The sequence below is a fragment of the Phenylobacterium sp. genome, from assembly GCF_031425575.1.
Classification (GTDB): Bacteria; Pseudomonadota; Alphaproteobacteria; order Caulobacterales; family Caulobacteraceae; genus Phenylobacterium.
Genome location: NZ_JANPJP010000201.1, coordinates 1 through 25690, shown reverse-complemented (window position 1 = coordinate 25690; position 25690 = coordinate 1). Strand labels below are relative to the sequence as shown.

The window sequence follows — 25690 nt, the reverse complement described above, 5'->3', positions numbered from 1 at the left end:
GTGGTCTATTTCGGCTCCAAGACCGGCCGAGACGGTATCCACGGCGCCACCATGGCCAGCCAGGAGTTCGACGACGCGTCGGACGAGAAGCGCCCCACCGTCCAAGTCGGCGACCCCTTCGCCGAGAAGCTGCTGATCGAGGCGACCCTGGAGCTGATGGCCTCGGGCGCCGTGGCCGCCATCCAGGACATGGGTGCGGCGGGCCTCACCTCCTCCTCCGTGGAGATGGCCGGCAAGGGCCAGGTGGGCATCGAGCTCGACCTCGACATGGTGCCCCAACGCGAAGAGGGCATGAGCGCCTACGAGATGATGCTGTCGGAAAGCCAGGAGCGCATGCTGGCGGTCCTCAAGCCCGGCCGCGAGCACGACGGCCACGCGATCTTCGAGAAGTGGGGCCTGGACGCCGCCGTCATCGGCTGGACCACCGACACCGGCCACATCGTGCTGAAGCACAAGGGCGAGATCGTCTGCGACATCCCGCTGGCGCCCCTGGCCGAGGACGCCCCGCTCTATGACCGTCCCTGGGTGCAGCCGCAGCTGCATCCGCGCCTCGACGCCCGCGACATTCCCGAGCCTGACAACTACGGGCACGCCGTGCTGAAGCTGATGAGCGCGCCGGACATGGCCTCCAAGCGCTGGCTCTGGGAACAGTACGACCGCCATGTCATGGCCGACACCCTGGAGGATAGCGCCACCGGCGCCGACGCCGGGATCGTGCGCGTGCACGGGACGAAGAAGGCCCTTGCGGTCACCTCCGACTGCACCCCGCGCTATGTGCAGAACGACCCGTATGAAGGCGGCAAGCAGGCCGTGGCCGAGGCCTGGCGCAACCTGACCTGCGTAGGCGCCGACCCCATCGCCATCACTGACAACCTGAACTTCGGCAACCCCGAGCGCCCCGAGATCATGGGCCAGATCGTCCGCGCCATCGACGGCATGGCCGAGGCCTGCCGGGTGCTGGACTTCCCGGTCGTCAGTGGGAATGTCAGCCTCTACAACGAGACCAATGGCGCCGCCATTCCGCCGACCCCGACCGTGGGGGCGGTGGGCATCCTCGTGGACTCCACGCGGCGCGCCGACTTCTCCAGCATGAAGCCCGGCGACACCCTGGTGCTGCTGGGCGAGACCCGGGGCGAACTCGGCGCCAGCATGTACCTGCGCGAGATCCTCGGCCGCGAGGACGGCGCCCCGCCGCCGGTGGACCTGGCCATGGAGCGCCAGATCGGCGACTTCGTCCGCGCGGAGATCGAGGCCCGCCGGGTCACGGTCGTCCACGACCTCTCCGATGGCGGACTGGTGGCCGCGGCCGCCGATATGGCCCTGGCCTCCGACGTCGGCATCACCCTGGAGCTGCCGTCCAAGCTGCCCGACCACGCCCTGCTGTTCGGCGAGGATCAGGCCCGCTATCTGGTGGCGGTCGCAGACCCCATCGCCCTGCTGAAAGCCGCCCAGGCGGCCGGCGTCGCGGGCGAGGTCGTCGGCCATGCGGACGGCAAGGCCCTGGCCTGCGCCGGCATTTTCAGCGTCTCCCTCGCCGATCTGCGAGCCGGCCACGAGGGCTGGATGCCGGGCTATATGGGCTAGGTCACTCCGACAGCGACCGCTCCAGCATCCGCAGCACGGCGGCGGCGAAGGCCTCCATATTGGCCTTGCGGTCGTCGGATTCGGTCTCGATGGTCATGGCCATCTCGATGGGTCCTGAGATGGCGATGCAGGTGTGGCCCGAGGCGTCGCCATAGCCGTTGCCGTTGGGGCCCGCCGCGCCGGTCTCAGAGACGCCCCAGGTGGCGCCGAACCGCTCACGCACCGTTCGGGCCAGCAGCATGGCGTAGGGCTCGCTGGCCGAGCGCATGCCGGCCACCGCCTCGCGCGGCAGGTCCATCAGCACCATGCGGGCCTTGCCCGTATAGACCACCCCGCCGCCCAGATAATAGGCCGAGGCCCCGGCGACGCTGAGCAGGGCCGCTGACACCAGGCCGCCCGACGAGCTTTCGGCGACAGCCACCGTCTGCTTGGCCTCCTTCAGCTTGGCGCCGACGGTTTCGGCCAGGTCGTAGAGCGCTTGCATCGGCGGTTCCTCTTGTCTGTTCCCACCGTCATCGCGCGGCGGGCGGCCCGGCGCAACCGGCTGCCCCAGCGTCAGGAATTTCTTGGCGGGGCCGCGGTCTCCGCTCATGATGGCGCCAATTAGAACAACCGCGATTTTCGGAGGAATTATTCATGGACGCCCAATCCCAGTGGACCGGGCTCGACGCCGGTCGGCTCGAACGCATCACCGACCATATCGAGCGCAACTATATCGGCCCGCAGAAGATCGCCGGCTGCCAGATCGCCGTCTCGCGCCACGGCCATCAGGCCTATCTGAAGTCCTTCGGGTCCATGGACCTGGAGCGCAACAAGCCGATGATGGATGACGCCATCTTCCGCATCTATTCCATGACCAAGCCGATCACCTCGATCGCGCTGATGACCCTTTACGAAAAGGGCTATTTCCAGCTCAACGATCCGGTCAGCCGCTTTGTCCCGTCCTGGAAGAACCACAGCGTGTGGGTCTCGGGCGAGGGCGACAGCATGGTCACCGAGGCGCTCAAGCGGCCCGTGTCCTTCAAGGATGTGCTCTCCCACACCGGCGGCTTCACCTACGGCGGCGGCCTGCCCGGCGTCGGCGATCAGCACCCCGTCGACAAGATCTATCGCGGCCTGAAGGTCCGCAGCGCCGGGTCCAACGACACCATGATGGAGTTCCTGGACAAGCTCGGCCAGGTGCCGCTGCTGTACCAGCCCGGCGAACGCTGGATGTACTCCCTGGCCACCGACATCTGCGGCGCCCTGGTGGAGGTGGTGTCCGGCAAGCCCTTCGCCCAGTACCTGCAGGAAGAGATCTTCGGGCCGCTTGGCATGAAGGACACTTCCTTCTTCGTCAGCCCCGACAAGATCGACCGCTTCTGCGCCAACTATCAGCGCGGTCCCGACAAGAAGCTGAAGGTGATCGATGATCCGGCCACCAGCGCCTTCGCCAAGGAGCCGGGCTTCAAGTCCGGCGGGGGCGGCCTGACCGGCACGATCGCCGACTATATGCGCTTCTGCGAGATGCTGCGCCGGGGCGGCGAGCTGGACGGTCATCGCGTGATCGGCCCGCGCACCCTGGAGATGATGCACATGAACCATCTGGCGGGCGGCAAGGACCTGACCCAGATGGCCATCGGCGGCTTCTCCGAGACCGCCAACGAGGGCGTGGGCTTTGGCCTCGGCTTCGCCTCGACCATGAGCCAGACCCAGACGGCGACACTCGGGACCGGCGATTACTACTGGGGTGGCGCGGCCTCCACCATCTTCTGGGTGGACCCGAAAGAAGACCTCTCGGTGGTGTTCATGACCCAGCTCATGCCGTCGGGAACCTTCAACTTCCGCGGCCAGCTGAAGAGCCTGATCTATTCGGCGATCATCGACTGACGACGGCAGATCCCTCCCCTCGCGGGGAGGGATCCCTACCGGTCTCCGTCGCGGATCCAGCGGGCGACCAGTCCAAAATCCTCCCCATCGCCGCCAAACGCCCAGGCCTCGCTCTGGCTGGCGGCGTTGCGGACGGCGGTCTGGGTGCGGGCCAGACACTCCTCCCGGCCCTTGATGGCGGTCAGGCCGACCGGGAGCTTGGCCGGCCTGGGGTTTCCTGCGTCCGTCTGTGGTGGCTTGGCGCACAGGGCCAACCACAGCCGCGCCTTGGTGACCCGACCGTCCCCATCGGAGGCCAAGGGCCGGACACCCAGATAGAACACCTTGGGATCGCCCGGCGCGCGGTCGGCGGGCGCCTCGATCTGCAGGATGGCCGGGTCGCCCACCGCCATCCGGTAGGTCAGAGCTTCGGAAAAGGCGCCCGAAGTGTCGCGCTTGCCGCCCACAAGCGCCGAAGGGCCCACATAGGCGCCGTTCGCGCAATCGGGCCACTTGAGGGCCGAGCCCCGCATGCTGAACGTGCAATCGCCCACGGGCATGGCCCAAAGACCTGGCTTCAGGATCGGCGCCCCCGCCGCATCGAGCGGCGAAAACAGCGGCCGATCAGAGCTGACCACCGCACAGGCCGACAGGCTCAGGGCCGCCCAGACGACCGCAACGATCCGCAGCATGAAACAGACCTCCAATCCAAGGCTTGTTAAGCTTTCTAGCGCAGAAACGATGTCCTGAGAGGCGCGATTCCTATGCCCATGCCCATTGCCGAACTGGAGGCCGCGCTTCGCGAAGGCTTCCCCGACTCTGAGATCCAGGTCGAGGACCTGGCCGGGGACGGTGATCACTATCGCGCCCGCATCGTCTCGAAGGCCTTTTCGGGCCTGTCGCGGGTCAAGCAGCACCAGCTCGTCTACGCCGCCCTCAAGGGCAAGATGGGCGGCGAGTTGCACGCGCTCGCGCTCGAGACCCAGGCGCCGGGCTAGACCGCCATGCGCTACCGCCCCTTCGGCTCCAGCGGCAAGGCGGTTTCGGCCATCAGCCTGCTGCTGCGCGAAGCTCCGAACATGACCACGCCGCACGCCTGGCGCACCCTGGTGTTCGGGGCCATGGAGAGCGGGGTCAACTGCTTCGAGATCACCGCCGGCTCCGACGTCATGGCGCTGGGTTTCGGCGAGGCGCTGCGCGCGGTGGAACGGCGGCTGATCGCCATCGGCTGGCGCATCCATGGCGACCCTCGCAAGATGCTCACCGCAGAGGCCATCTCCAACAGCGTGCGCGGCGGCCTGGCCAAGACCGGGGCCGGCTATTTCGACGTCCTGATGCTTGACGAAGCGGCCTTCGAGACCCTCGCTCCCGACGGCCACGGCTATCTCGCCGACCTTCGGGCCGCGGGCCTGGTCCTGCAGATGGGCGTGGTAGGGGACGGCGACAGCATCGAGGCCTGCCTCGAGAGCGGTCTCTTCGACGTCCTGGCCACCCCCTTCAACCTGGTCTCCGACTGGAAGGCCCGCCGGCGGATCAAGGACGCCTCGGCCCGCGACATGACCATGATCGCCTACGATCCTTTCCCGGCCGCCCTGTGCCGGCCTGTGGGCGGCGGCGGTTCGATCCGGACCAGCCTGTTCAAGCGCGCCGAGCCCCTGGCCGGGGCCGGCACCTACGCCTTCCTGCACCAGACCCATGGCTGGTCGGCCGAAGAGATCTGCCTTGCCTACGCCCTCACCGAGCCCGCCTTCGCCTCGGTCCAGGTGGAGCAGTTCCGGACCGAGGCGATCGAGCGCCTCGCCCTGATCACTGACAAGGACCTGCCCACCGGCGTCGCCGCCCAGATCGAAATGGCCCGCTTCAGCGCTGACGGCGGCGAACAGCGCCGAGCCTAGAGCGCTCGCAGAATCCGCGACTTACGGGCATAATGCCGCTTTGAAGCGGAGGTGAAAATTGTGCGGCGCGACCTGTGGCCTGTCAGAGAGGTCACGCGCCGCGCGGCCCTTGGTCTCGTCGGCGCATCAAGCTTCGCCGCCTGCGCACGTGTAGGCGCAACCCGGCCCGTTCGCCTCATCATCGGCACCGCGGCGGGCGGCGGGAATGATGGCTTCAGCCGCCTCTTTGCCCAGCATCTGCAGCGTCTTACGGGCCAAGCAGTCCAGGCACAGAACGAGGGGCGCGCCGGCGGGCGGCTGGCCGCCAGCCAGCTTCTGCAGGCGAACGCGGACGGCTCTGTGATGGCGTTCCTGCCCACGCCGCTCATCTATGAAAACCTGCTCTCTGACGCCAACCAGACCCTTGATCTCGCGCAATTCCGCTGGCTGGGTGGGATAGGCGCCGACCGCAGGGTTTTGGTGGTCAACCGGCAGAGCGGGGTCACCAGCTTCGGACAGTTGATCACCCGCCCCCGGTCCCTGGTCCTCGCGGCCTCCAGCACCTCAAGCTCCAGCTATGTCGAGCCGCGGATCGTCAGCCATCTGACCGGGGCGCGGTTGAAGCCGGTCCCGGGTTACAGCGGCGGCGCACGGAACCTGGCCGTGCTCTCAGGGGAGGCCGACGGCGTCATCGGCGATCTCGCCAGCCTGGACCCGCTGCTCCAGACGCCAGGCTCGCGAGTTCTTCTGCGCCTGAACGAGATCGCCGAGCCCGCCAGCGCCGCGGCCCCTGGTCTTGCCAGCCTGGCCAAGGGGCCGGACGCGCCACCGCTGCTAGCGCTCGTCGCCGCCACCGCCGCTCTGGGTCGGATGTTCGCCCTGCCGCCGGGTACACCTGCCGCGATCCTCACACAGTGGCGATCCCACCTGGACAGAGTCGTCGCCGATTCAGAGTTCCGGGCCGCAGCGACCGCCCGCGGCTTCGCGCTTGAACGGGTGGCCGGCGCCGAGGTGGAGGCGACCTTGCGCCGCCTGTTCGCCCCATCGGCCCCCGTCGGCCCGGCCCTGAGGCGCGCCATGGCGGCTTCGGCGGCCTGATGTCGGACGTCCTTGGCGCCCTCACCGGCCTGCTTGGCTCACCCTTCGTACTCGGCGGCCTAGTGGCGGGGACCTTCGCCGGGCTTCTGGCCGGTCTGACGCCAGGCGTGAATGGGCGCGCCGGCATGATGCTGGTCACCCCGATCGCGATCGGGTTCGGACCGAGCGCCGGGGCGGTTTTCCTGATCGCGTTCCACTCGGTAGTGCACACCTCAGGCGCCATCCCCGCGATCCTGCTGGGCACGCCCACCTCATCCACCGAGGCCGCCACCGCCATAGACGGCTACGCCATGACCCGGCGGGGCGAGGGAGCCCGCGCCATCGGCGCGACCTTGTCGGCGTCGGCGTTCGGGGGATTGGTGGGCGCCGTTTTCCTGTTCCTCGCCGCGCCCCTGGCCCTGGCCCTCATCCCCCACATCGCGGCTCCGGAGGTCACGGCCCTGTCGGCGCTTGGCCTGCTGTCGATCGCGGCCCTCAGCGGCGGCTGGCTGGCAGGCGGTCTGATGGCCGCGGCCCTCGGCGTTCTCATCGCCTGCGTGGGGATCGATCCGTTCTCTGGGGCGCCGCGCTTCACCTTCGGTCATCTGGGCCTTTGGGACGGGGTGAACGCGGCCGCCCTGGTGACAGGCCTGTTCGTGGTCCCGGAGCTGTGCGCCCGGGAGCCGGAGGCGCACGCCCCGGCCCCGCCCGCTGCGAAGCTGAGCGGCGTCCTGCGGGGCTGCCTCGAGGTCGTTGAGCATAGCTGGCTGCTGCTGCGCAGCTCGATCATCGGCGTGGTGGTGGGCTTCATTCCCGGCCTGGGCGCCAGCGCCGCCGTCTGGATGGCCTATGGCCATGCCCGCCAGACCCACCCCTCGGCCATCCCCTATGGCGAGGGCGCCATCGCCGGGGTGATCGCCCCCGAAGCCGCCAACAACTCCAAGGAAGGCGGATCTCTGGTTCCGACCCTGTTCCTGGGCATTCCAGGCTCTTCGGGGATGGGAATCCTGCTGGCCGCCTTCGCCACGCTTGGGGTCGAAGTGGGTCCGCGGATGCTGACCAAGACGCCCGAGTTCGTCTTCCTCCTCGGTTGGACCAACATCGCCTCGAACCTTCTGGCCGTGCCGCTCTGCCTGGCCCTGGCGCCCGCCATGGCGCGGTTCGCCACCGTGAGGCGCGATCAGGTTGTCCCAGTCGCCCTGGCCGCCGCCTTGGCGGCAACCTCGCTCACCCAGCCGGGTCTCTCGGCCCTGGTCCAATTGGTCGCCTTTTCGGGCCTGGGTCTGCTGCTGAAGGGGGCCAACATCGCGCGCGCGCCGTTGCTCCTCGGCTTCGTCCTCGCCCCGGGGCTGGAGCTCGGCCTTGTGCGCTCGAGCATGGTCTACGGCTGGGACGCGCTCACCCGGCCCGGGGTCCTGGTTATCCTTGGACTGGCCACGGCGATCTTCTTGATGGCCGGATGGACCCGGCTCCGGGCCGCGAGGCCTGCCGAGCGAGAGACCGGGACGCGCCTGACCCCGGCGGCGATCGCCTTGACAGGGGCGGCTAGCGTATCGGCATTGGGTGTGGCCACCACCCTGGCCCCTATGGCGGGCGGCGTGATCCAGGTGGCGGGGGGGATTGGCCTGTTCTCAGCCGCGCTCGCCGCCTTGCGCGTCTGGCCTCACTGGACGACCGCGCCTCGGGCTGAGGCGCCGGACGGCCCGACCCTGGCGTTGTTCGCCGTGGCCCTGATCATCGCGTGGCTCGTCAGCCTGCCGCTCGCGGCCGGAGCCCTGGTCTGCGCCGCCTTGGTCCTGAGAGCCGGCGTGGGCTATCTAACCGCCGCCATCACCGCTGCGCTCAGCGCGGCCGCGATACTGGGCCTGGAGATGCTTCAGCCGTGACCGACCCGCTCGCCTGCATTTCACCCGACGATCTGCCTGGCTTGGCCCAGGCGGCGTGGCGGCATGGTGCGCGCCATTGCTTGGCGTGCGGTGGGTATCATCGGGTCTGGGGCGTGCTGCGCGCCGCGGGTCTGAACGGCGGCCTTGCGTCCGACGAACCCGCCCTTGCGCCGCGCATCGCCGCCGCCTTGGATCCCGGCGCCAGGGTTTTGGTGGCCGGCGCCGCCGACCCCGCCCTTCTCGACCTGGTTGTCCGCGCGGCGGCAGGCATGCCGTTGGCCATTACCGTCGCCGATCTCTGCCGCACGCCCCTGGAAGTGATCGGCCAGTTGCCGCCCTACGTGGGCATCGTCGTGAAGACCCTGAAGATCGATCTCGCCGAACTCGATCACAAGGCCCGCTGGGACCTGATCCTCTCCCACCTGATGCTGGCCCACGTTCCGCCGGAGAATCGGATCGAGGTGCTAAGCCGACTCCGTCGCTCCCTTGCCCCGGGCGGGCGGCTAGTCCTGGTCGCGCGGACAGTTCGTGACGAGGTCAAGGCGGGGGCTGCGGGCGACCAGGCCGCATGGACCGCACGGACCTTGGCGCGCCTCGCGGCTGCGGGAATTCCGCCGCCCGGCGCGCCAAGCGAGTTCCAGGCCTTGCTCGAGCGCTACGCCGCCCATCGCACCGATCGCCTGTGGAACCTGGCGACGCCGGAAGCGATCGCAGACGTGCTCACGGCCGGCGGTTTCGAGGTGGAGGATGTGGCCCGGATAAGCCGGGCCAACCGCGCCCCGGACGAGGCAGACGATAAGGCGCGCTACGTCTTCGTCGTGCGCTGACCGGCCTTGGCCAACACCAGCTTGCGCACCGCGGCCAGCATAGGCTCGAGCGCCGCCGCGCTCCGGCCGCGCATATGGCCGGAGCTCGGCAGGAAGTTCATCGTGGCGTTGGCCTCGAACACCAAGACGCGGCCGTCGGCGTCGACGCTGGCGTCCAGTCCGAAGTACTCCAGACCCATCCGGTCGCCGATCTCCCTCAGGGCGGCCCGGGTGATTTCCGGCAGGCCGGCGAACCCGCCGCCCACAATCGCCTTGGCCTCCAGGCGCTGGGGGGAGTCGTCGGCCATCTCCCGGCCGGAGCGGCCGTGGATATTCCAGTTTTCTGACACCACGTGCTGACGCACGACGATGTCCCCTCCGACAAGGAAAAAGCGGGTCTTGCGGTACCAGCCGTCGGCCCGCCGGAAGTCCACGAATTCGGTCAGGTAGTAGTCGTTGTTCCGGTCGCCGTAGACGCCCTCGATCTCCTCCAGCGACGCCACGACTCCCAGCATCTGCCCATTGTGCGTGCCCGTCCGGCGGATGATCGCCGGGAACTCAAAGGCGGCCTCCTCAACCTGCCGCTTGAGCCGCTCCAGGGTGGGATTGCGCAGCAGCAGGGTCTTGGGCATGTGGACATTGTCGATGCCGGCCAGGCGGAGGGCGATCTGGTGGCGACGGGTGTGCCGGACCTGGTGCGGGGGATCGATCACGGGAATGTCGAAGTCGGCGGTGAACTTCTCAATCGCGTCCAAAGTCTTCGGGTTTTGGTCGGCGTCGGAAACCATGTTCCAGAAGACGTCGATCTCAGAGACGTTCCACCTGCGCGCCTTGCGAAAATAGCTCGGCGCGATATGGATGCGGGCATGATCGAACTCGCGTTCCGGCAGCAATGCCAGAACCCGGCCAGCGTCGTTGTTGCCCTGGAGGTAAACCACGCCCTCCTGGTCAAACTGGATCGTTCGATCGAAGTCGTTACCGACGATGAACCCCACCCTCGGGCTGGCTTCGCTCAAAACCGGTACCTCGCCCCAAGATAGAATTGCCGTCCGGTGTGGGTGTAATCCTCCGAATTTCGACGCTCGATGGAGATCCAGCGGTCTTCGAAGGCGTCGGTGAGATTGATCGCCTCGAAGGTCAGGCTGAGTTGGTCGTTGACCTTATAGCTGGCCGAAAGATCGACGTTCAGCGTGCTGTTCTTGCCCCGGGCGTCGTTCCCGTTGCCGCCGGGGACCGCGGCCAGATACTCGTCGCGGTGGGAGGCTGAGACGCGTGCGCTGAGGCGCGTGTCCTCATAGTAGAGGGTCGTGTTCCAGGACCGCGGCGACAGGCCCACCAGGGGTAGGGTCGTGGTCGCCGCCGGGACCACCGAGGAATCCGTGATGTAGGTCACCGTGGAGTCGACATGGGTGTAGTTCACGATGCCGCCGAACCGGTCGAGGGGTGCGGGCAGGAAGCTGAACGGTCCCTGCAGGTTGATCTCGTATCCCTTCAGTTCGCCGCCGGCCGTGTTGAGCAGCTGGGTCACCAGGAAGATGGTGTCGGGGCTGTTGCGCGTGGTCAGCAGGCTGACCGGCAGGCCGGTGGCGCTGTAGGGCATCGTGGCCGCCGAGCTCTGAATGTAGGATTGCAGGTCCTTGTAGAAGACCCCGATGCTGAACTGGGTCTCACGGGCCGGGTACCATTCCAGGCTCAGATCAAAGGTGTTGGCCCGGACCGGGTCCAGCAGCGGATTGCCGATCGTAAGGGTGTGGGCGGTGTTGTTGATCGATCCGCCCGGCGTCAGGCTGGGCAGTTGCGGACGCGCCATGACCTTGGCGGCGGCGAACCGGATCAGCACGTCCTGGCGCGGCTCCAGCACCAGGTTCAGGGCCGGCAGGGTGTCGTCGTACTTGCGCGACACCGCCACATAGCTGGCGCCCACATACCCCCGGGCGATGCTGGTGGTGGCCACGCGGCGCACGCCGACATCGCCCCGCAGCGGCATGTCGAACACCGCCGTCGAGAAGTCGGCCTGGGCGTAGAGACCCAGGTCCCGCTCACCCACGTCGCGATTGGCGGCCCGTTGGTTGGCGGCGCTGACCCGGAAATCGCCATAGGTGTTGATGCAGTTGCAGTAGAGGTCGACGAGGTCTGCGATCCTGCTGACGTCAGGCGCCAGCCAGGCGCTTGGGGTCCCGGCCGGGGCGCCGAGCCCGCGCCCGAAGCCGCTGATCACGGTGCTGATCTGCGCCAAGCCCACGCCCGGCAGCGGGACCGCTGCGTCCTGCAGGCCGTTGATGGTGTTCTGCCGCCAGTCTGCGGTGGTGAAGCGGTAGTCCTTGAACAGCAGGCCCCCTTTCAGGGTGAGAGCCTGACTGAACTTGAACTCGCCATCGACCCCAAGGGTCTTGAACCGGTTTGAGGTCTTGTTAGGCCGCTGGCGTAGCAGGGAGGGGAAGCCCTCGGCGGCGCTGGAACTGAACTGCCAATTGGCGGGATCGGCGACATCGAAGTTGTAATTCAGGGCGGGCAGGGTCTGGCTGCCGGAGAAGTCGTAGCTGTAGCCGTCCTGATTGTAGCGATCGAAGGACATGGTCGTCTGGATAGGATTGTCCTGGATCGACCGCGACTGGCCGACCACCGCTTTGATCTTGAACCGGCTGTTGAACTCATGGTCCAGCCTCAGGGAAAGCTGGCTGAACTCGCTGGACAGCTCGTCGTAGCGGACCTCGCTGCGGACGTCGGTGTCGTCGAAGGTCGCGCGCACTAGCTGGTTCCGCGCGCCGAACACCGGGTCTCGCACCGTGGTCTGAGCCAGGCGCGTGAGGTAGGTGGTCAGATAGGCTTCGCTGCGGCTGCCGTCGAACAGCGCGAACATGCCATCCAAGCTAAGCGTCGTCGCATCGGTTGGGGCGAATTGGATCGCCGTCGTCGCCCCGTACCGCCGCCAATCGTAGGTGAACCGCTGATAGCGCGGAATGCGCGCATGCCAGGCCGAGTTGACGGGGCTATAGACGCCCGGCGGGCTGTTGCAGGCCCCGGCGTTCAGGAAACAGCCGCCGGAATTGGTCGGCACCGAGGGGTTTTCCCAGCGTCCGCTGGTGGCGCCCTCCTCCAGGATGTTGCGGGCGCTGTAGGCCACCGAAACCAGGGCGCCCAGCTTGCCGTCGAACCAGGTGTCGGAGATCAGGGCCGTGGCCCTGGGGTCGGCCTTCCGAGAGAGGTCGTTGTAGCCGTACTGGAGGCCACCCGCTGCGTGGAAGCCTGGGGTGTCGAAGGGCCGGGCGGTGACGAGGTCGATGGTGGCGCCCAGCGAGCCCTCCTCAACCTCGGCGCTTTGCGCCTTTCGCACGGTCACCCGGTTGAAGAGTTCCGAGGCGAACACCTGGAAATCGAAGCTGCGCCCCCGGTTCGCGCCCCCGGCGGTGTCCTTGCCGCCTGTGGTGGCCAGGGCCTCCAGTCCGTTCAGCCGCACACGGCTGAAGTCCCCCGACAGACCGCGCACGGTGATCGAACGGCCTTCGCCGCCGTCCCGGTCGATGGCGACCCCTGGAATTCGCTGCAGGGCCTCGGCCAGATTCAGGTCCGGGAAGTCGGCCATGTCCTCGGCGTTGATCACATCGACGAGGGCGGCCTCGGTCCTCTTGATCTCGATGGCGCTGGCCAAGCTGGCGCGGAAGCCGGTGACCACGAGTTCATCCACTTGAGGCGCCTGGGCCTGGGCCTGGGCCTGGGCCGCGATGGCGGCGCCTACGATGAGAGCCGTACCGCCGAGCCGCCACGGCTGACGCCTGGGAATTGAACCGTTCATCAGTGTGTCTAGCGCCCCAGCCAGCACGGGGAATGGTCTACTCATCTCATGAAATCAAGCGTCACTATGCCGGGAAAACGACGATTCCAAAACAGCCGCGGGGGCGGATCCGCCTGCGGCCAAACGCGCCGGCGCTTGACCCGAGGGTCCTGGCTCCCTAGCTCTCAGGCGAAGTTTCCGACGAGAGACCCGTCCCATGACCGACGCCGCCACCGCCAACCCCGTCCACGAGTTCATCAGCCGCACCGTCACCGACAATCCGGTGGTGCTGTTCATGAAGGGCGTGCCCGAACAGCCCCAGTGCGGGTTCTCCGGCCTGGTGGTCCAGGTGCTCGATCATCTGGGCGTCGACTTCGTGGGCGTGAACGTCCTGCAGGACGCTTCCCTGCGCGACGGCATCAAGACCTTCAGCGACTGGCCGACCATTCCGCAGCTCTATGTGAAGGGCGAATTCGTCGGCGGCGCCGACATCGTCAAGGAAATGTTCCAGTCGGGCGAACTGAAGCCCCTGCTCATCGAGCAAGGCGTCCTCGCGGCCTAAGCGCCGGTGGCGCAGCTCCTTGAACCGCCCGAAGGCCAGCAGGTCTTCGAACAGAGCTTCACGCCGCAAGCCTCGGACATCGACGCTAATGGCCATGTGAACAACGTGGTTTACCTGCGCTGGATTCAAGACATGGCCACCGCCCATTGGGCCGCCTGCCAGCCGGCGGAGGACCAGACGCGTTGGGCCTGGATCGTCCTGCGCCACGAGGTGGACTACCGCCGCGCCCTGCTGCCGGGCGAGAGGGCGCGCGCCCGCACCTGGGTGGCTAGGAAGCCCGACGGGCCCCGCTTTGATCGCTACGTCCGGATCGACGGTCCCGACGGCGCCATGTGCGCCCAGGCGGTCACCGTCTGGTGCCTGATCGACGCCGCCACCGGCCGCCCCAAGCGGGTGCCCCAGGACATGGTCGACCGGTTTATCTGAGGCTCAGGAACCTGGCCCCGTCCACGGATAGAACGGATTCAGCACGAACAGCGGCGTGCGGCCCGCCACCCCCAGCTCCGCATAGGTGAAGGTCAGGTCGGTGTGCCCCATAGCGAAAGACCGGCAGGGGTCCAGGCGCTTGCGGCCGAAGGCCAGGGTCACCGCGTCCCCCTTCCGCTCCACATAGAAGGCGAAATCCTCCTTCTTGGTGCAGCCGTTGGAAGAGACCCGGATGGTCAGGGCCTCGCGGCCGGCGCTGGCCGAATAGAGCGGCTCCAGCTCCCCAAGCGAGGACCCGGCGGGTGCGACGATGGGCGGGGCGGCGGTGGCGCAGCCGGCGAGCAGGCTCAAGGCCCCGATCAGCAGAAGACGACGATGCATGGCCCCACTCCGCCACAGATCGCCGAAAAGCAAAAGGCCCCGGATCGCTCCGGGGCCTTCGCAAACTCAGGCAGGTCGAAACCGATCAGGACGAATAGAATTCGATGACCAGGTTCGGCTCCATCTTCACGGGGTACGGGACCTCGTTGAATTCCGGGGCGCGGATGAACTTGGCGGTCATCGCCTTGGTGTCCATCTCGATGTAGTCGGGGGTGTCGCGCTCGCCCGACTGCAGGGCTTCCAGCACCAGCGCCATGTTCTTGGAGCGCTCACGGACCGAGACGATGTCGCCGGCCTTCACGCGGTAGGAGGCGATGTTGACGCGCTTGCCGTTCACCAGCACGTGGCCGTGGTTCACGAACTGACGGGCGGCGAACACGGTCGGCACGAACTTGGCGCGGTAGACGATGGCGTCCAGACGCGATTCCAGCAGACCGATCAGGTTCTCGGAGGTGTTGCCCTTGCGGCGGTCAGCTTCCTCATAGGTGCGGCTGAACTGCTTTTCGGTCAGGTTGCCGTAGTAGCCCTTCAGCTTCTGCTTGGCGCGCAGCTGCAGGCCGAAATCGGAGACCTTCTGCTTGCGCCGCTGCCCGTGCTGGCCGGGGCCGTACTGGCGGGTGTTCACCGGGGACTTCGGACGACCCCAGATGTTTTCGCCCATCCGGCGGTCGATCTTGTACTTCGCGGAATGCCGCTTGGACATAGTAGCTCTTTCAACACGATCCGGGCCGGCGCCTTCATAAGCGAAGGTGCGATTTCAACGGCGGCGTCCAGATCACCCGTCATAGGTGTCCGCAGCCGCCAGGGTGACCCGGCGGCGCGAAGGGGCGGTTTATGATGCGACGGAGGCCCTAAGTCAATCGCGCCGCCGTCGGACTCAGCCGGCAAAATGGGTGGCGGTGCCAGCGACCATGTACCAGGTGGCCATAAGGCCAGCGAGCAATGCGCCCGGAAGGTAGCTGTCGGTGCGTCGCCAGGCATAGACCGCCAGCACCGCCAGGGCGGCCAGCACCGGGACAAACTGCATCGCCACAATGAGCGTGAGGGCCTGTGTCACGGCTGGCAGGCGGCCTGTGGCGAAGAGATAGACGTACTGTCCGCCCGTGAGCACCAGAAAGCCGAGCGCCAGCCCCGCGACGGCGACCGCGTATTGCGCCCCGCGGGCACGGCCGCGGAGCAGGCCTGCGAGCCCCCGAAACGAAACGCAGGTGAAAAGCGTGAAGCCCGGCAGGTAGACCAAGGCGGCCAAGGCCTGGGAGAGACTGAGCGGCTTTAGGGCGAGCACCCAGAACCGGAAGTCAACGAGGGCCAGGCCCGCCACGACGACTGCTCCGTAGACGACGGCGAAGGTCGCCAGGGCCAGGAGCGCGGCAAGCCCCCAGGGCTTCCGGGGTTCCGGCCGGCTCCTGCCCAGGATCGCGCCCAGCACCAACGCAAGGGTCGCATTGCCGAGCGCCCAGATCATCAGCCAGGTGGTGATCTGCTGGGGGAAGACCGCCGACACCGGGAGCGGCGGCGGATTTGTGAAGTTGACCAGGAAGAAGGTGATGGGCGGGATGAAACTGGTCAGGCCAAGCAGGGCCCACCAGCGCAGGTCGGCGGGTGCAGAACCCCGGACGGGCGCGCCGCGCAGGGCGGCGAAGGGCGGCAAGGCGAGCAGGCAGCCGAATGCGCCCAGTAAGAAGACGAAGACGCCGACGAGGGCCATGCCCGTCGCCCCCTCCTTCCACCACCAAATCTGGTCGGTGGCGGGCAGGGGCCGGCCACCCTGCAGCGTCCGCGCGAACCAGTCGATGGCGTGGCCGACAGCGACGACGGAGATGTGGTCGCCGGGGTGGGTGACAGGCGGGCTGTGGAGGATCCGCCCGGTGCCTGCGGCGATATCGCCATAGACCCGGCCGGCCGACACCGGCTGTCCTGTTCCGAAGGCGGCGCGCAGCTTGGCGCTCTCGCCGATGGCTGCGCCACTGGGAACGCCCCACATGAGGGGCGCGAACTCATCGTAGCGGCTGAACACCACCGCAAGATTCCGGGGCCAGGCGGTCGTGCCGTCCGGCGCGAAGGGCGCCCCTACCGACGAACCTTCCAGGACCATGGACCGGTAGCCGTCCGGCATGGCCGCGGCGGCGGCCAGCACGGCCCAGCCCCCCATGCTGTGGCCCTCCAGACCGATCTGATCACGGTCGACCATGTCCAGGGACCGCAGGTAGGCGAGACCCTCAGGCCCGCCGAAACCCTTGGTGGTCGCCGCTCCGCCGCTGTACCCATGGCCTCGCTGGTCCAGGGCCAGGACGACATAGCCGCGCCGCGCGAATTCGATGGCGAACGCGCTCTGGGTCTCGCGAGTGTTGATATAGCCGTGCACCGCCAGGATGGCGGGCGCCGGCCGGTCCGCCGTCGCCGTCTTGGGCACATAGAGAAGGCCGCTGAAGACGGTGCCGTCGTCAGCGGTGAAGCGCACGTCGTGCAGATCCACTCCGCCTGAGCGTTCGACCCGCGCGGCCACGGCGACGCCGATCACCATCAGGATCAGCCCCACGAGAAGGAGCCGCCACGGCGGCCCCAGGCGCGCGCGCGCCTGCCCCGCCAAATCCATCGTGTCCGACACACTCATCTTCCGCTTCCCCCCGGGATTTTCGTTCTTGATGACGATACGAAAAGTTTGAACACCGCAAGTAAGGGCGCTTTTCGCCCACCAAGCCAGGCTTTCCGGCCGCGCCCGCCACATCAAGCGTCAACGTCACGATTGACAGTGCGTTTCTTGCTTCGTACCTCTCCCAGAACGAAGATAAAACGAAGATATCGCGTCGAGAACGCGATCCTGGGGAGCGAAACGCAATGGAATTCCAAAACATCCGCCGTGGGCTATTGCTGGCAGCCACCGCCCTCGCGGCGGTGCAGGCCGCACCCGCCTTTGCGCAAGCCACGCGTCAGACCACCGTCGAGGAGGTGATCGTCACCGCCGAGAAGCGCGAGGCGCGGTTGCAGGATGTGCCAGTCTCAATCACCTCGATCAGTGAGAAGCAGCTCCAGGCCGCCAACCTGAACAGCGGCACCGAGATCGCGCGCATGACCCCGAACCTGCGGGTGTCGAACCTGGGCAACGAGGATCAGCCGAAGTTCTCCATGCGCGGGGTCGCGACGCCCGACTTCAACCTGAACAGCAACTCGCCGACCGGAATTTTCTACGACGAGGTTTACGTCGCCAGCCAGTTCCTCGGCGGACCGCAGATTTTCGACTTGGCCCGCGTAGAGGTCCTGCGCGGTCCGCAGGGGACGCTCTACGGCAAGAACACCACGGGCGGAGCGGTGAACTTCATCACCCGCGCGCCCAGCTTTGACACCAACGGAAACCTTTCGATCCAGGCGGGCGACAACGGTTTCTGGCACGCGAACGGAGCGCTGAACGTTCCGCTGGTGGACGACAAGCTGGCCATGCGCGTGGCGTTTAACGCCTCGAAGAGCGACGGCTGGGTCAAGAACTATAATCCAGCGGGCGAGGATCTGTCCTCCATCGACAACCGCGCGGTCCGCGTCAGCTTCCTCTATCGGCCCACCGATGACTTCGACGCCACCCTGCGGCTGTTCAGCTCGCGCGCCAATCCCACCAATATCGGGACAGTCAATGTCGGCCTGCTGCCGGGCGGCAAGAACGCCTTCGGCGTCAACCCTCGGGTCAACCCGCTGACCGGCAAGTCGTTCGACAACCACGAAGGCTATTACGACCGCACGGGTGGCCAGATCAGAGCCGATGGCGACGGCGCCACGCTCACCATGAACAAGCGCTTCGGCGACCTGACGCTCACCGCGATCAGCAACTATACCCGCGGCTCATTCCTCAACAATGTGGACGGCGATGGCTCGATCGCCGCGCTGCTGGCCATCGACTTCTACGCCGACACCAAGGAATGGAGCCAGGACCTGCGGGTCTCGACCAATTTCGAAGGGCCGTTCAACCTCATCGCGGGCGTCTATTTCGGCCATGACGAGGTGGCCATCCGCACCGACTGGAACTTCTTCGCCGGCGCCATCATCCGCAACCAGCGCTACGACCAAGAGCGTGACTCCTACGCCATCTACGCTGACGGCACCTATGACCTGAGCGCCGCCGACCAGATCTATGCCGGCGTCCGCTGGACACACGACAAGGGTGCGATCTCCAACTTCCGGGTCACAGGGGCTGGCGCGCCGCCGATCACCCCTCAGCCGACAAAGAGCTATGACGACTCGGCGCCAACCGGCCGCATCGGCCTGCGGCACAAGTTCTCTGACGACATCATGGCCTATGTCCAGTACGCCCGCGGCTATCGCAGCAGCGCGATCAACGGCTCGGCCCTGTTCAATCCCGCCGACATCAACGTCGCCGAGCCCGAGACCCTGAACTCCTACGAGGGTGGACTGAAGACCCAGCTGTTCGATCGTCGCCTGACCCTGAACTCCTCGGTCTTCTACTACGACTACCGGAACCAGCAGTTCATCAACACGGTCAGCATCGGCCAGTCCAACGTGGTCAACGCCGGCGCCGCCAAGCTCTATTGCCTCGAGGTCGAGGCGGTAGCCCAGGTCACCCCGGAACTCACCTTGCGGGCCGGGGGCAGTCTGCTGCACACCGAGTACACCAAGCTGGTCCTCAACGAGATCATTGGAGGCGTCCTGACCCCGGTGAACCTGAAGGGCAAAGAACTGATCGAGGCGCCCAGACAGTCGCTGAACGTCGCGGCCGACTATGCTCTGCCGGTGGGCGCTGACGGGGAGCTGAGCTTCCACATCGACGCCAACTACGTGGGCTCCCAGTACTACACCCCGCAGAACCGGCCGCTTTCACGCCTGCCCTCCTACTGGGAGAGCAACGCCCGGCTCGGCTATGGCCACGGGAACTGGGAGATCGCCGCCTGGGTGAAGAACCTCGGCGACAACGACACCCCCGGCGGGCTGGTTGGGCCCGACACCACGACCTTCCAGCAAATCTTCCTGGCGCCGACCTATCCCCGGCGCTACGGCCTGGAGATTAACTACAGGTTCTAGTCGAATCTCCAGGGGCCGGTGCGTCGCGGGCTCCGCGGCGTACCGGCCCTGGTTGCGGGCCGGCGCCATCCCCCTCATGATCGGGCTTCACAGCAGACGAGTTTCCCAGACCCATGGCAGGCGCCGTCGCCGATAGGCACAAGGCCATACTCGAGATCGCTCGCCAGACGGGCAAGGTGACAGTCGACGTCCTGGCGGAGCGGCTCGACGTCACGCCTCAGACCATTCGCAAGGACCTCAACGACCTGTCGGCCGACAGCCTGCTGGCGAGGGTTCATGGCGGCGCGGTCATCACCTCGGGCATCGACAACCTGACCTATGAGGCCCGGCGCGTCCTGGCGAAGGCGGAGAAACAGGCGATCGGCGAGGTGGTCGCCGCCCTGATCCCCGACAAGGCCTCGATCTTCATCAACATTGGCACCACCACCGAGGAGGTGGCCCGCGCGTTGGCCACCCGCCGCAAGCTGCTGGTGATCACCAACAATCTCAACGTCGTCGACCTGCTGTATCGCAATCCCGATATCGAGGTGATCGTGGTGGGCGGTCGGGTGCGCCAGGTGGATCGCGCCTCTGTCGGCGCCTTCGCCGTGGAATTCATCAAGAGCTTCAAGGTCGACTTCGCCATCATCGGGGCCTCGGCCATCGACGAGGACGGGACATTGCTGGACTTCGACATGAACGAGGTTCAGGTCTCGCAGGCGATCATCCACAACGCCCGCCAGGTGATCCTGGCCGCCGACAGATCCAAGCTCGGCCGTCCGGCGCCGGTGCGGATCGGCCATATCAGCGAAGTGGATGTCTTCGCCACCGACCATATGAGCAGCCCGGCTCTGGCGGCCGTCTGCGAAGCTCATGGCGTCCGCATTGTAGAGGCGGCCGCGACAGCTTAGCTGCGGCGGCGGACGATCTGGACTTAGGCCGCCAACACCGGCGGCAGGCGGTAGCCGCCTTCCAGCAGCTCGGTCTTCGGCAGGTAGGCCCGCATGAAGAGGGCGAAGGGGCCGGCCGGGGCTGGCAACCAGTTGGCGGTCCGCTCGCCGCCTGGATCTTGGTGGCCGATCCAGATGTCCAGAGCGCCGTCGGGGCCCGTGACCAGGCCCTGCGTGCGGTCGCCGATGGCGTAGCGGGCGAGCGGGTTGTCGGTGAAGAAGAATTGCCCGTCGGGGGTCGCCTCATAGAGACTGAGCGACCAGAAGGAATTGACCGGCAGGTGGCCGTCCGCCGGGAAGTGCAGACGCCACGCCTTCGTCCCGTCAAACAGCGCCCCCTTCAGGTCACCCTCGGCGCGCATGTACATGGCCTCGGCAGGCGGCAGGGCGGCCAGGCCCGACACCGCCACCGAGGCGCGCAGGCCGTAGTCTTGGGCGAAGTCCCCGAGCCGGGCCGAGGGATAGGACCAGCCATCGGTGAAGCCCGCCCCCGAGAGCCCGCCCTTGCGCGCGGCGGCTCGGGCCTCGGCGACCCCGGCCTCGATGGCGGCCGCCTCCTCGGGCGAGAACCGGCTGGGCTCGAAGTCGGCGAGGCCAAGGGGCGCCATGCCGGCCAGGAAGGCGCGGTCCTGCACCTGCGGCGGGTTCAACGCCATCAGCTGGGCGGCGGTGGCGAAATACGCCGCCCAGGGCGCGCCACGGTGCGCGAATGGGCCGGGGGCGTCCGCGGCGGGCCCCTGCATGGAGAGGCCGTGCTGGACGGCCTTGGCGCCCTCCACGTCGTGCGGTCCATCCACCAGGATGCGGGCGAGCGCCCAGACATGGTTGGTAGGCGAACGCACCACATTGGGGCCCTCGGCGGCGTCGGTCGGTCCCACCAGGGTGAAGGTCCCGCCGTCCGGTCCCGTGGTGCGGGTCCCCAGGATCGCGAAGTTGTTGGTGTAGGCGTCCATCAGGGCCAGGGAGAAGTAGCGCTCGCCGGTGGCGGGCACATTGATCGTCACCGGGCCCTGGGACAGGTCCACCTGGGCCGTGGAATAGAAGGTGTCATTGTTGGGCGTCGTGACCGCCCGCGCATTGTGGTCGGCCAGCCGGCGCATGTGACCGAAAACGTTCATCGGCGAGCCATTGGCCAGGCCCCTGGCCCGCGTGGTGGCGATCTCCACCAGCGGCAGGGTGAAGAGCCAGGCGTCGTGGGCGGCGGCCTGCAGCGCGGCCAGATCGGTCTTCGCCATCGTCTCAATTCCCCCCGCTAGCGGCCCACCCGTTCGGACAGGGCCTGGGAGGCCTGCTTGGCCTCCTCCCACCATTTGCCGACCATCTCGCCCGCATCGCCCGGCTTCGCAAGCCTGACACCCTGACCGGCCCACAGGGAGAGCATCTCAGCCTCCCCCGCCTTGGCGGCGGCGGCGCGCAGGGGCTGGGTCAGGCGGTTCTGCACCGGATAGGCCGGGACCTCGTCCTCGAACCCGCGCATCTCACGCATGAAGCGGTTCTCGATTCCCCGCGCGTGGCGGCCGGTGAAGGCCCGGGTCAGGCGGGTGGGGTCGTCGCCGGCGGCCTCCAGCGCCTTGCGCCAGGGGGCGCTCACCGCCGTCTGGTCGGCCAGCAGGAAGGCCGTGCCCATCTGGACGGCGTCGGCGCCCAGGGCCAGAGCGGCCGCGACGCCGCGTCCGTCCATGATCCCGCCCGCCGCGATCACCGGAATGTCGAGGGCGTCGCGGATGGTGGCGACGAGCGCCAGGGTTCCCACCAGGCTCGCTTGTGTTTCGGCCAGGAAGTGGCCGCGATGACCGCCGGCCTCCGCGCCCTGGGCGCTGACCCCGTCCGCGCCGACGGCCGCCCAGGCGCGGGCCTCGGCCACGGTGGTCGCCGTGCCCACCACATAGCTGCCCGCCGCGTGCAGCGCGTCGACCTGGGCCTTCGTCAGGATGGCGAACGTGAAGGAGGCCACGGCAGGCGCGGCCCGCACCAGGGCCGCGAACTGGCCCTCGAAGTCCGGGGCGTAGTCATTGGGCGCGGCCGGCAATGGCGCGCCGAGCTCGGCGTACCAGGGGGCGAGGCGTTGCAGGCTCGCGTCGATCACCTCCGCGCCGGGCGCGGCCACAGGGTTGATGAACAGGTTCACGCCAAAAGGCCTGTCGGTGGCCGCCCTCAGGGCCGCCACCGCCGGCTCGATATCGGCGGGCGCCAGGGCCCCCGCCCCCAGGGCTCCAAGGGCGCCGGCCTTGGACACCGCCACCGCCATCTCAGGCGACGAGGCGCCCACCATCGGCGCCTGCAGGATCGGGATCGGCAAGGCGTCCAGGAAGGCCTTGAAGTCCATGGGGCCTACTCCGTGTCTTGCTTGGCCTTCTCGCGGGCCAGCTTGTGCAGGGCGCGGCCGCGGCCCTTGGATAGGGCGGTGACCACGCCGCGGAAGGTACGCACCTCCTGGTCGGAGAACCGGGCGCGGCCAAGCGCCGAGCGCAGGTTCTGCATCATCGAGGGCTTCTTCTCCGGCGGATGGAAGAAACCCGCCGCCTCCAGCTCCTGCTCGAAGTGGTCATAGAGGCCCTGCATCGCGGCCGCCTCCGCCGGCGGCGGGGCGTCGCGGAAGATGGCCGGCGCGCCGGTCGCCTGGGTCATGCGCCACTCATAGGCCAGGATGATCACCGCCTGGGCCAGGTTCAGCGACCGGAAGCGCGGATCGATGGGCAGGGTCACCACCGCCTGGCACAGGGCGATGTCAGCGGTCTCCAGTCCCGCGCGCTCGCCGCCGAACAACAGGCCGACATTGCGGCCCTCGGCCACCTCGTGGATCAGGTTTCCGGCCGCCTCGCGGGGCGTCAGGATCGGCAGCTGCAGCTCGCGGGGCCGGGCCGTGGTGGCGTAGACCAGGTGCAGGTCGGCGATGGCGTCTTCCACGCTGTCATAGACCCGGGCGGCGTTGAGCGGCCATTCGGCGCCCGAGGCCGACGACCAGGCGCGCTCCTGGGGCCAGCCGTCGCGGGGATTGACCAGGCGCAGGTCGGCCAGGCCGAAATTGGCCATGGCGCGCGCCACCGCACCGATGTTCTGGGCGAGTTGCGGGGCGTTCAGGATGATGCAGGGCGGGGAACCTGTGGACATGGCGCGTTTTCAATCTCTTGCGCCCCACATGGCAAGCCCGGTGTGCGCTAAGGTGATCCATGCGCATATTTCTCGCCGTCGCTTTCGTCGCCCTGGCCCTGTCGGCCTGCGGCTCTGGCTCGCCACAGACCGCGTCCGAGACGCCGCAGCTCAACCTCCCCCAGCTCTCCACCGAAGTCTCCGCGATCGCCGAGCGCGCGCGGCCCGGCGTGCTGGGGGTCGGCCTGATGAACCTGGAGAGCGGCGAGACCTGGGACTTCAACGGCGAACGTCGGTTTCCCATGCAGAGCGTCTTCAAGGCGCCGTTGGGCGCCGCGGTCCTGGCCGAGGTGGACGCCGGCCGGCTGAGGCTGGACGACACAATGACCCTTCGCGACGAGGACCTGTCGCCCCCCTTCAGCCCCATCGCCGACGCCTATCCGGGCAGACGCGACTACACGGTGCGCGAGCTGCTGGTCGCCGCAGCGGGGGGATCGGACAACACCGCCGCCGATGTGTTGATGAAGAAGATCGGAGGCCCCGGCGCGGTGACCGCCTGGCTGGTCGGCAAGAAGGTCGAGGAGATTCGGGTCGACCGCTATGAGCGCCAGCTCCAGCCCGACAGCACCGGCATGGCCTCATTTCGCCCCGCCTGGAAGGGCTCGCAGGCCTATACGGCCGCCCTCAACAGCGTTCCGCCGGAGGCCCGGCGCAGCGCTGTGGCCATCTATCTCTCCGATCCGCAGGACACCGCCACTCCGCGCGGAGCCTTGAACTTCCTCGACAAGCTGGATGATGGCGAGCTGATGTCGCCGTCCTCCAACAAGCTGCTGCTGCAGATCATGACGGAAACCCCCACCGGCCAGGACCGGCTGAAGGCGGGCTTCCCGTCGAACGCCCGTCTCGCCCACAAGACCGGGACCGCGCGGACTGACCAGGGCGTGACCTCGGCCGTCAATGATATCGGTATCGTCACCCTCGCCGATGGGCGTCGCTACGCGGTGGCGGTTTTCCTGGCGGGTTCGACCCTGGACGCCGCCGGCCGCGAGAAAATCCTGGCTGACGTCGCGCGCGCGGTGACCCGGGGCGTCGGTTGACGCCCCCTCCCTGAGACCGCCTTGCGTCTAAACGGCCTTGGCGGGCTACCCGCCCTTTGCGTCGAGGCCGACGCCTAGTATACGGCCCCAAAGCCAATTTTACGCCCCGGAGCGCATCGCCCTCATGGCCAAGATCAAAGTCGCCAATCCTGTCGTCGATATCGATGGCGATGAGATGACCCGCATCATCTGGCAGTGGATCAAGGACAAGCTGATCCTGCCCAATCTCGATATCGACCTCGCCTATTACGACCTGGGCATGGAGAGCCGCGACGCCACCGACGACAAGATCACCGTCGAGTCGGCCGAGGCCATCTTGAAATACGGCGTCGGCATCAAGTGCGCGACCATCACGCCGGACGAGGCCCGCGTCGAAGAATTCAAGCTGAAGAAGATGTGGAAGTCGCCCAACGGCACGATCCGCAACATCCTCGGCGGCGTCGTCTTCCGCGAGCCGATCATCTGCCAGAACGTCCCGCGCCTGATCCCCGGCTGGACCCAGCCGATCATCATCGGCCGCCACGCCTTCGGCGACCAGTATCGCGCCACCGACTTCAAGGTTCCCGGCCCCGGCAAGATGACCATCAAGTGGGAAGGCAAGGACGGCCAGGTCATCGAGCACGAGGTGTTCGACTACCCCGGCTCCGGCGTGGCCATGGCCATGTACAACCTGGACGACTCGATCCGCGACTTCGCCCACGCCTCCTTCGCCTACGCCCTGCAGCGCACCTATCCGCTGTATCTCTCCACCAAGAACACGATCCTCAAGGGCTATGACGGCCGCTTCAAGGACATTTTCGCCGAGATCTTCGCCGCCGAGTACGCCGCGCAGTTCAAGGAAGCCGGCATCACCTACGAGCACCGCCTGATCGACGACATGGTGGCCTCGGCGCTGAAGTGGTCGGGTGGCTTCATCTGGGCGTGCAAGAACTACGACGGCGACGTGCAGTCCGACCAGGTGGCCCAGGGCTTCGGCTCGCTGGGCCTGATGACCTCGGTGCTGATCACCCCCGACGGCAAGATCATGGAGGCCGAGGCCGCCCACGGCACCGTCACCCGCCACTTCCGCCAGCACCAGAAAGGCGAGAGCACGTCGACCAACTCCATCGCCTCGATCTTCGCCTGGACGCAAGGGTTGAAGCACCGCGCCAAGCTGGACGGCAATTCCGAGCTGGAACACTTCGCCACGACGCTTGAGAAGGTCTGCGTCTCCACCGTCGAAAGCGGCGCGATGACCAAGGACCTGGCCCTGCTGGTGGGCGACACCCAGGGCTGGCTCACGACGGAAGGGTTCCTGGACAAGGTCGCCGCGAACCTGGCGATAGAACTCGCG

General features: G+C 67.5%; 23 protein-coding genes. 13 read left to right on the top strand and 10 right to left on the bottom strand.

Features of this window, described 5'->3' with window-relative positions; genetic code table 11:
* Positions 1 to 1584: phosphoribosylformylglycinamidine synthase subunit PurL (purL, locus tag RMO97_RS11620; protein WP_310541205.1), on the top strand; the 1584-nt coding region annotated here is incomplete at its 5' end.
* A 1-nt stretch (position 1585) separates the two neighbouring features.
* Here the strand turns inward: purL and RMO97_RS11615 are convergent.
* The gene (locus tag RMO97_RS11615; protein ID WP_304782209.1) at positions 1586 to 2068 is read right to left on the bottom strand and encodes a CinA family protein; all 483 of its coding nucleotides are present in this window, start codon (positions 2066 to 2068) and stop codon (positions 1586 to 1588) included.
* A 152-nt stretch (positions 2069 to 2220) separates the two neighbouring features.
* Here RMO97_RS11615 and RMO97_RS11610 point away from each other — a divergent pair, with 152 nt between their 5' ends.
* Complete coding sequence (locus RMO97_RS11610; protein ID WP_310541204.1) at positions 2221 to 3453, top strand: serine hydrolase domain-containing protein; 1233 nt, start codon at positions 2221 to 2223, stop codon at positions 3451 to 3453.
* Positions 3454 to 3488: 35 nt separating this feature from the next.
* Here the strand turns inward: RMO97_RS11610 and RMO97_RS11605 are convergent, their stop codons facing one another.
* Positions 3489 to 4124 carry a hypothetical protein gene (locus RMO97_RS11605; protein ID WP_310541202.1) on the bottom strand — a complete coding sequence of 212 codons (636 nt, stop codon included), beginning with the start codon at positions 4122 to 4124 and terminating at the stop codon, positions 3489 to 3491.
* Positions 4125 to 4196: 72 nt separating this feature from the next.
* Between RMO97_RS11605 and RMO97_RS11600 the strand changes: the two genes are divergently transcribed.
* The 5 genes from RMO97_RS11600 (at position 4197) to RMO97_RS11580 (ending at position 9096) form a co-directional block, all read left to right on the top strand.
* A complete protein-coding gene (locus RMO97_RS11600) occupies positions 4197 to 4430 on the top strand; it encodes a BolA family transcriptional regulator (protein ID WP_310541200.1) in 234 nt (77 codons plus the stop codon).
* Positions 4431 to 4436: 6 nt separating this feature from the next.
* Positions 4437 to 5327, top strand: a complete 891-nt coding sequence (locus RMO97_RS11595; protein ID WP_310541198.1) for an aldo/keto reductase — start codon at positions 4437 to 4439, stop codon at positions 5325 to 5327.
* 342 nt (positions 5328 to 5669) lie between these two features.
* Positions 5670 to 6404 carry a hypothetical protein gene (locus RMO97_RS11590; RefSeq protein WP_310541196.1) on the top strand — a complete coding sequence of 245 codons (735 nt, stop codon included), beginning with the start codon at positions 5670 to 5672 and terminating at the stop codon, positions 6402 to 6404.
* Complete coding sequence (locus RMO97_RS11585; RefSeq protein WP_310541195.1) at positions 6404 to 8269, top strand: tripartite tricarboxylate transporter permease; 1866 nt, start codon at positions 6404 to 6406, stop codon at positions 8267 to 8269. The genes RMO97_RS11590 and RMO97_RS11585 overlap by 1 nt, the downstream gene beginning before the upstream one ends.
* Positions 8266 to 9096 (top strand): class I SAM-dependent methyltransferase, encoded by an 831-nt coding sequence (locus RMO97_RS11580; protein WP_310541194.1) that lies wholly within the window; start codon positions 8266 to 8268, stop codon positions 9094 to 9096. The genes RMO97_RS11585 and RMO97_RS11580 overlap by 4 nt, the downstream gene beginning before the upstream one ends.
* Here the strand turns inward: RMO97_RS11580 and RMO97_RS11575 are convergent.
* Positions 9075 to 10091, bottom strand: a complete 1017-nt coding sequence (locus RMO97_RS11575) for a hypothetical protein (RefSeq protein ID WP_310541193.1) — start codon at positions 10089 to 10091, stop codon at positions 9075 to 9077. The genes RMO97_RS11580 and RMO97_RS11575 overlap by 22 nt on opposite strands.
* Entirely contained in the window at positions 10088 to 12868 is a 2781-nt protein-coding gene (locus RMO97_RS11570) for a TonB-dependent receptor (RefSeq protein WP_310541191.1), read from the bottom strand. The genes RMO97_RS11575 and RMO97_RS11570 overlap by 4 nt, the downstream gene beginning before the upstream one ends.
* Before the next feature lie 196 nt (positions 12869 to 13064).
* On the opposite strand from RMO97_RS11570, the gene grxD reads away from it, so the two are divergent.
* Together grxD and RMO97_RS11560 are read left to right on the top strand one after the other, a co-directional pair.
* On the top strand, positions 13065 to 13409 hold the full coding sequence (gene grxD, locus RMO97_RS11565; RefSeq protein WP_310541189.1) for a Grx4 family monothiol glutaredoxin: 345 nt from the start codon (positions 13065 to 13067) through the stop codon (positions 13407 to 13409).
* A gap of 6 nt (positions 13410 to 13415) precedes the next feature.
* On the top strand, positions 13416 to 13835 hold the full coding sequence (locus RMO97_RS11560) for a thioesterase family protein (protein ID WP_310541188.1): 420 nt from the start codon (positions 13416 to 13418) through the stop codon (positions 13833 to 13835).
* 3 nt (positions 13836 to 13838) lie between these two features.
* Here the strand turns inward: RMO97_RS11560 and RMO97_RS11555 are convergent, their stop codons facing one another.
* The 3 genes from RMO97_RS11555 to RMO97_RS11545 form a co-directional block, all read right to left on the bottom strand.
* Positions 13839 to 14216 (bottom strand): hypothetical protein, encoded by a 378-nt coding sequence (locus tag RMO97_RS11555; RefSeq protein WP_310541186.1) that lies wholly within the window; start codon positions 14214 to 14216, stop codon positions 13839 to 13841.
* 85 nt (positions 14217 to 14301) lie between these two features.
* A complete protein-coding gene (gene rpsD, locus RMO97_RS11550; RefSeq protein ID WP_304782186.1) occupies positions 14302 to 14919 on the bottom strand; it encodes a 30S ribosomal protein S4 in 618 nt (205 codons plus the stop codon).
* 174 nt (positions 14920 to 15093) lie between these two features.
* Complete coding sequence (locus RMO97_RS11545; RefSeq protein ID WP_310541184.1) at positions 15094 to 16830, bottom strand: alpha/beta fold hydrolase; 1737 nt, start codon at positions 16828 to 16830, stop codon at positions 15094 to 15096.
* Positions 16831 to 17054: 224 nt separating this feature from the next.
* On the opposite strand from RMO97_RS11545, the gene RMO97_RS11540 reads away from it, so the two are divergent.
* Positions 17055 to 19241 carry a TonB-dependent receptor gene (locus RMO97_RS11540; RefSeq protein WP_310541182.1) on the top strand — a complete coding sequence of 729 codons (2187 nt, stop codon included), beginning with the start codon at positions 17055 to 17057 and terminating at the stop codon, positions 19239 to 19241.
* Between the two features lie 113 nt (positions 19242 to 19354).
* Positions 19355 to 20131: a DeoR/GlpR family DNA-binding transcription regulator gene (locus tag RMO97_RS11535; protein ID WP_310541180.1), complete on the top strand. Its 777-nt coding sequence runs from the start codon at positions 19355 to 19357 to the stop codon at positions 20129 to 20131.
* A gap of 23 nt (positions 20132 to 20154) precedes the next feature.
* Here the strand turns inward: RMO97_RS11535 and RMO97_RS11530 are convergent, their stop codons facing one another.
* Genes RMO97_RS11530 through RMO97_RS11520 form a run of 3 tightly spaced genes read right to left on the bottom strand, consistent with a single transcriptional unit; the run spans position 20155 to position 23281 of the window.
* Complete coding sequence (locus tag RMO97_RS11530; RefSeq protein WP_310541179.1) at positions 20155 to 21405, bottom strand: DUF1254 domain-containing protein; 1251 nt, start codon at positions 21403 to 21405, stop codon at positions 20155 to 20157.
* A gap of 17 nt (positions 21406 to 21422) precedes the next feature.
* A complete protein-coding gene (locus tag RMO97_RS11525) occupies positions 21423 to 22496 on the bottom strand; it encodes a nitronate monooxygenase (RefSeq protein ID WP_310541178.1) in 1074 nt (357 codons plus the stop codon).
* Between the two features lie 5 nt (positions 22497 to 22501).
* Positions 22502 to 23281, bottom strand: coding sequence for an RNA methyltransferase (locus tag RMO97_RS11520; RefSeq protein WP_310541177.1), 780 nt, complete (start codon positions 23279 to 23281; stop codon positions 22502 to 22504).
* A gap of 59 nt (positions 23282 to 23340) precedes the next feature.
* Here RMO97_RS11520 and bla point away from each other — a divergent pair, with 59 nt between their 5' ends.
* Entirely contained in the window at positions 23341 to 24357 is a 1017-nt protein-coding gene (gene bla / locus RMO97_RS11515; protein WP_310541176.1) for a class A beta-lactamase, read from the top strand.
* 124 nt (positions 24358 to 24481) lie between these two features.
* Positions 24482 to 25690, top strand: a 1209-nt coding sequence (locus RMO97_RS11510) for an NADP-dependent isocitrate dehydrogenase (protein ID WP_310541174.1), incomplete at its 3' end; no start/stop codon positions are given.

Bases quoted from the DNA above. Each gene is read 5' to 3' on its own strand.
- RMO97_RS11545 (WP_310541184.1), bottom strand. From the start codon at position 16,830: ATGAGTGTGTCGGACACGATGGATTTGGCGGGGCAGGCGCGCGCGCGC.
- RMO97_RS11600 (WP_310541200.1), top strand. From the start codon at position 4,197: ATGCCCATGCCCATTGCCGAACTGGAGGCCGCGCTTCGCGAAGGCTTC.
- RMO97_RS11595 (WP_310541198.1), top strand. From the start codon at position 4,437: ATGCGCTACCGCCCCTTCGGCTCCAGCGGCAAGGCGGTTTCGGCCATC.
- RMO97_RS11530 (WP_310541179.1), bottom strand. From the start codon at position 21,405: ATGGCGAAGACCGATCTGGCCGCGCTGCAGGCCGCCGCCCACGACGCC.
- RMO97_RS11590 (WP_310541196.1), top strand. From the start codon at position 5,670: ATGGCGTTCCTGCCCACGCCGCTCATCTATGAAAACCTGCTCTCTGAC.
- grxD (WP_310541189.1), top strand. From the start codon at position 13,065: ATGACCGACGCCGCCACCGCCAACCCCGTCCACGAGTTCATCAGCCGC.
- RMO97_RS11555 (WP_310541186.1), bottom strand. From the start codon at position 14,216: ATGCATCGTCGTCTTCTGCTGATCGGGGCCTTGAGCCTGCTCGCCGGC.
- RMO97_RS11535 (WP_310541180.1), top strand. From the start codon at position 19,355: ATGGCAGGCGCCGTCGCCGATAGGCACAAGGCCATACTCGAGATCGCT.
- bla (WP_310541176.1), top strand. From the start codon at position 23,341: ATGCGCATATTTCTCGCCGTCGCTTTCGTCGCCCTGGCCCTGTCGGCC.
- RMO97_RS11520 (WP_310541177.1), bottom strand. From the start codon at position 23,281: ATGTCCACAGGTTCCCCGCCCTGCATCATCCTGAACGCCCCGCAACTC.
- RMO97_RS11585 (WP_310541195.1), top strand. From the start codon at position 6,404: ATGTCGGACGTCCTTGGCGCCCTCACCGGCCTGCTTGGCTCACCCTTC.
- RMO97_RS11525 (WP_310541178.1), bottom strand. From the start codon at position 22,496: ATGGACTTCAAGGCCTTCCTGGACGCCTTGCCGATCCCGATCCTGCAG.
- rpsD (WP_304782186.1), bottom strand. From the start codon at position 14,919: ATGTCCAAGCGGCATTCCGCGAAGTACAAGATCGACCGCCGGATGGGC.
- RMO97_RS11610 (WP_310541204.1), top strand. From the start codon at position 2,221: ATGGACGCCCAATCCCAGTGGACCGGGCTCGACGCCGGTCGGCTCGAA.
- RMO97_RS11540 (WP_310541182.1), top strand. From the start codon at position 17,055: ATGGAATTCCAAAACATCCGCCGTGGGCTATTGCTGGCAGCCACCGCC.
- RMO97_RS11605 (WP_310541202.1), bottom strand. From the start codon at position 4,124: ATGCTGCGGATCGTTGCGGTCGTCTGGGCGGCCCTGAGCCTGTCGGCC.
- RMO97_RS11570 (WP_310541191.1), bottom strand. From the start codon at position 12,868: ATGAACGGTTCAATTCCCAGGCGTCAGCCGTGGCGGCTCGGCGGTACG.
- RMO97_RS11615 (WP_304782209.1), bottom strand. From the start codon at position 2,068: ATGCAAGCGCTCTACGACCTGGCCGAAACCGTCGGCGCCAAGCTGAAG.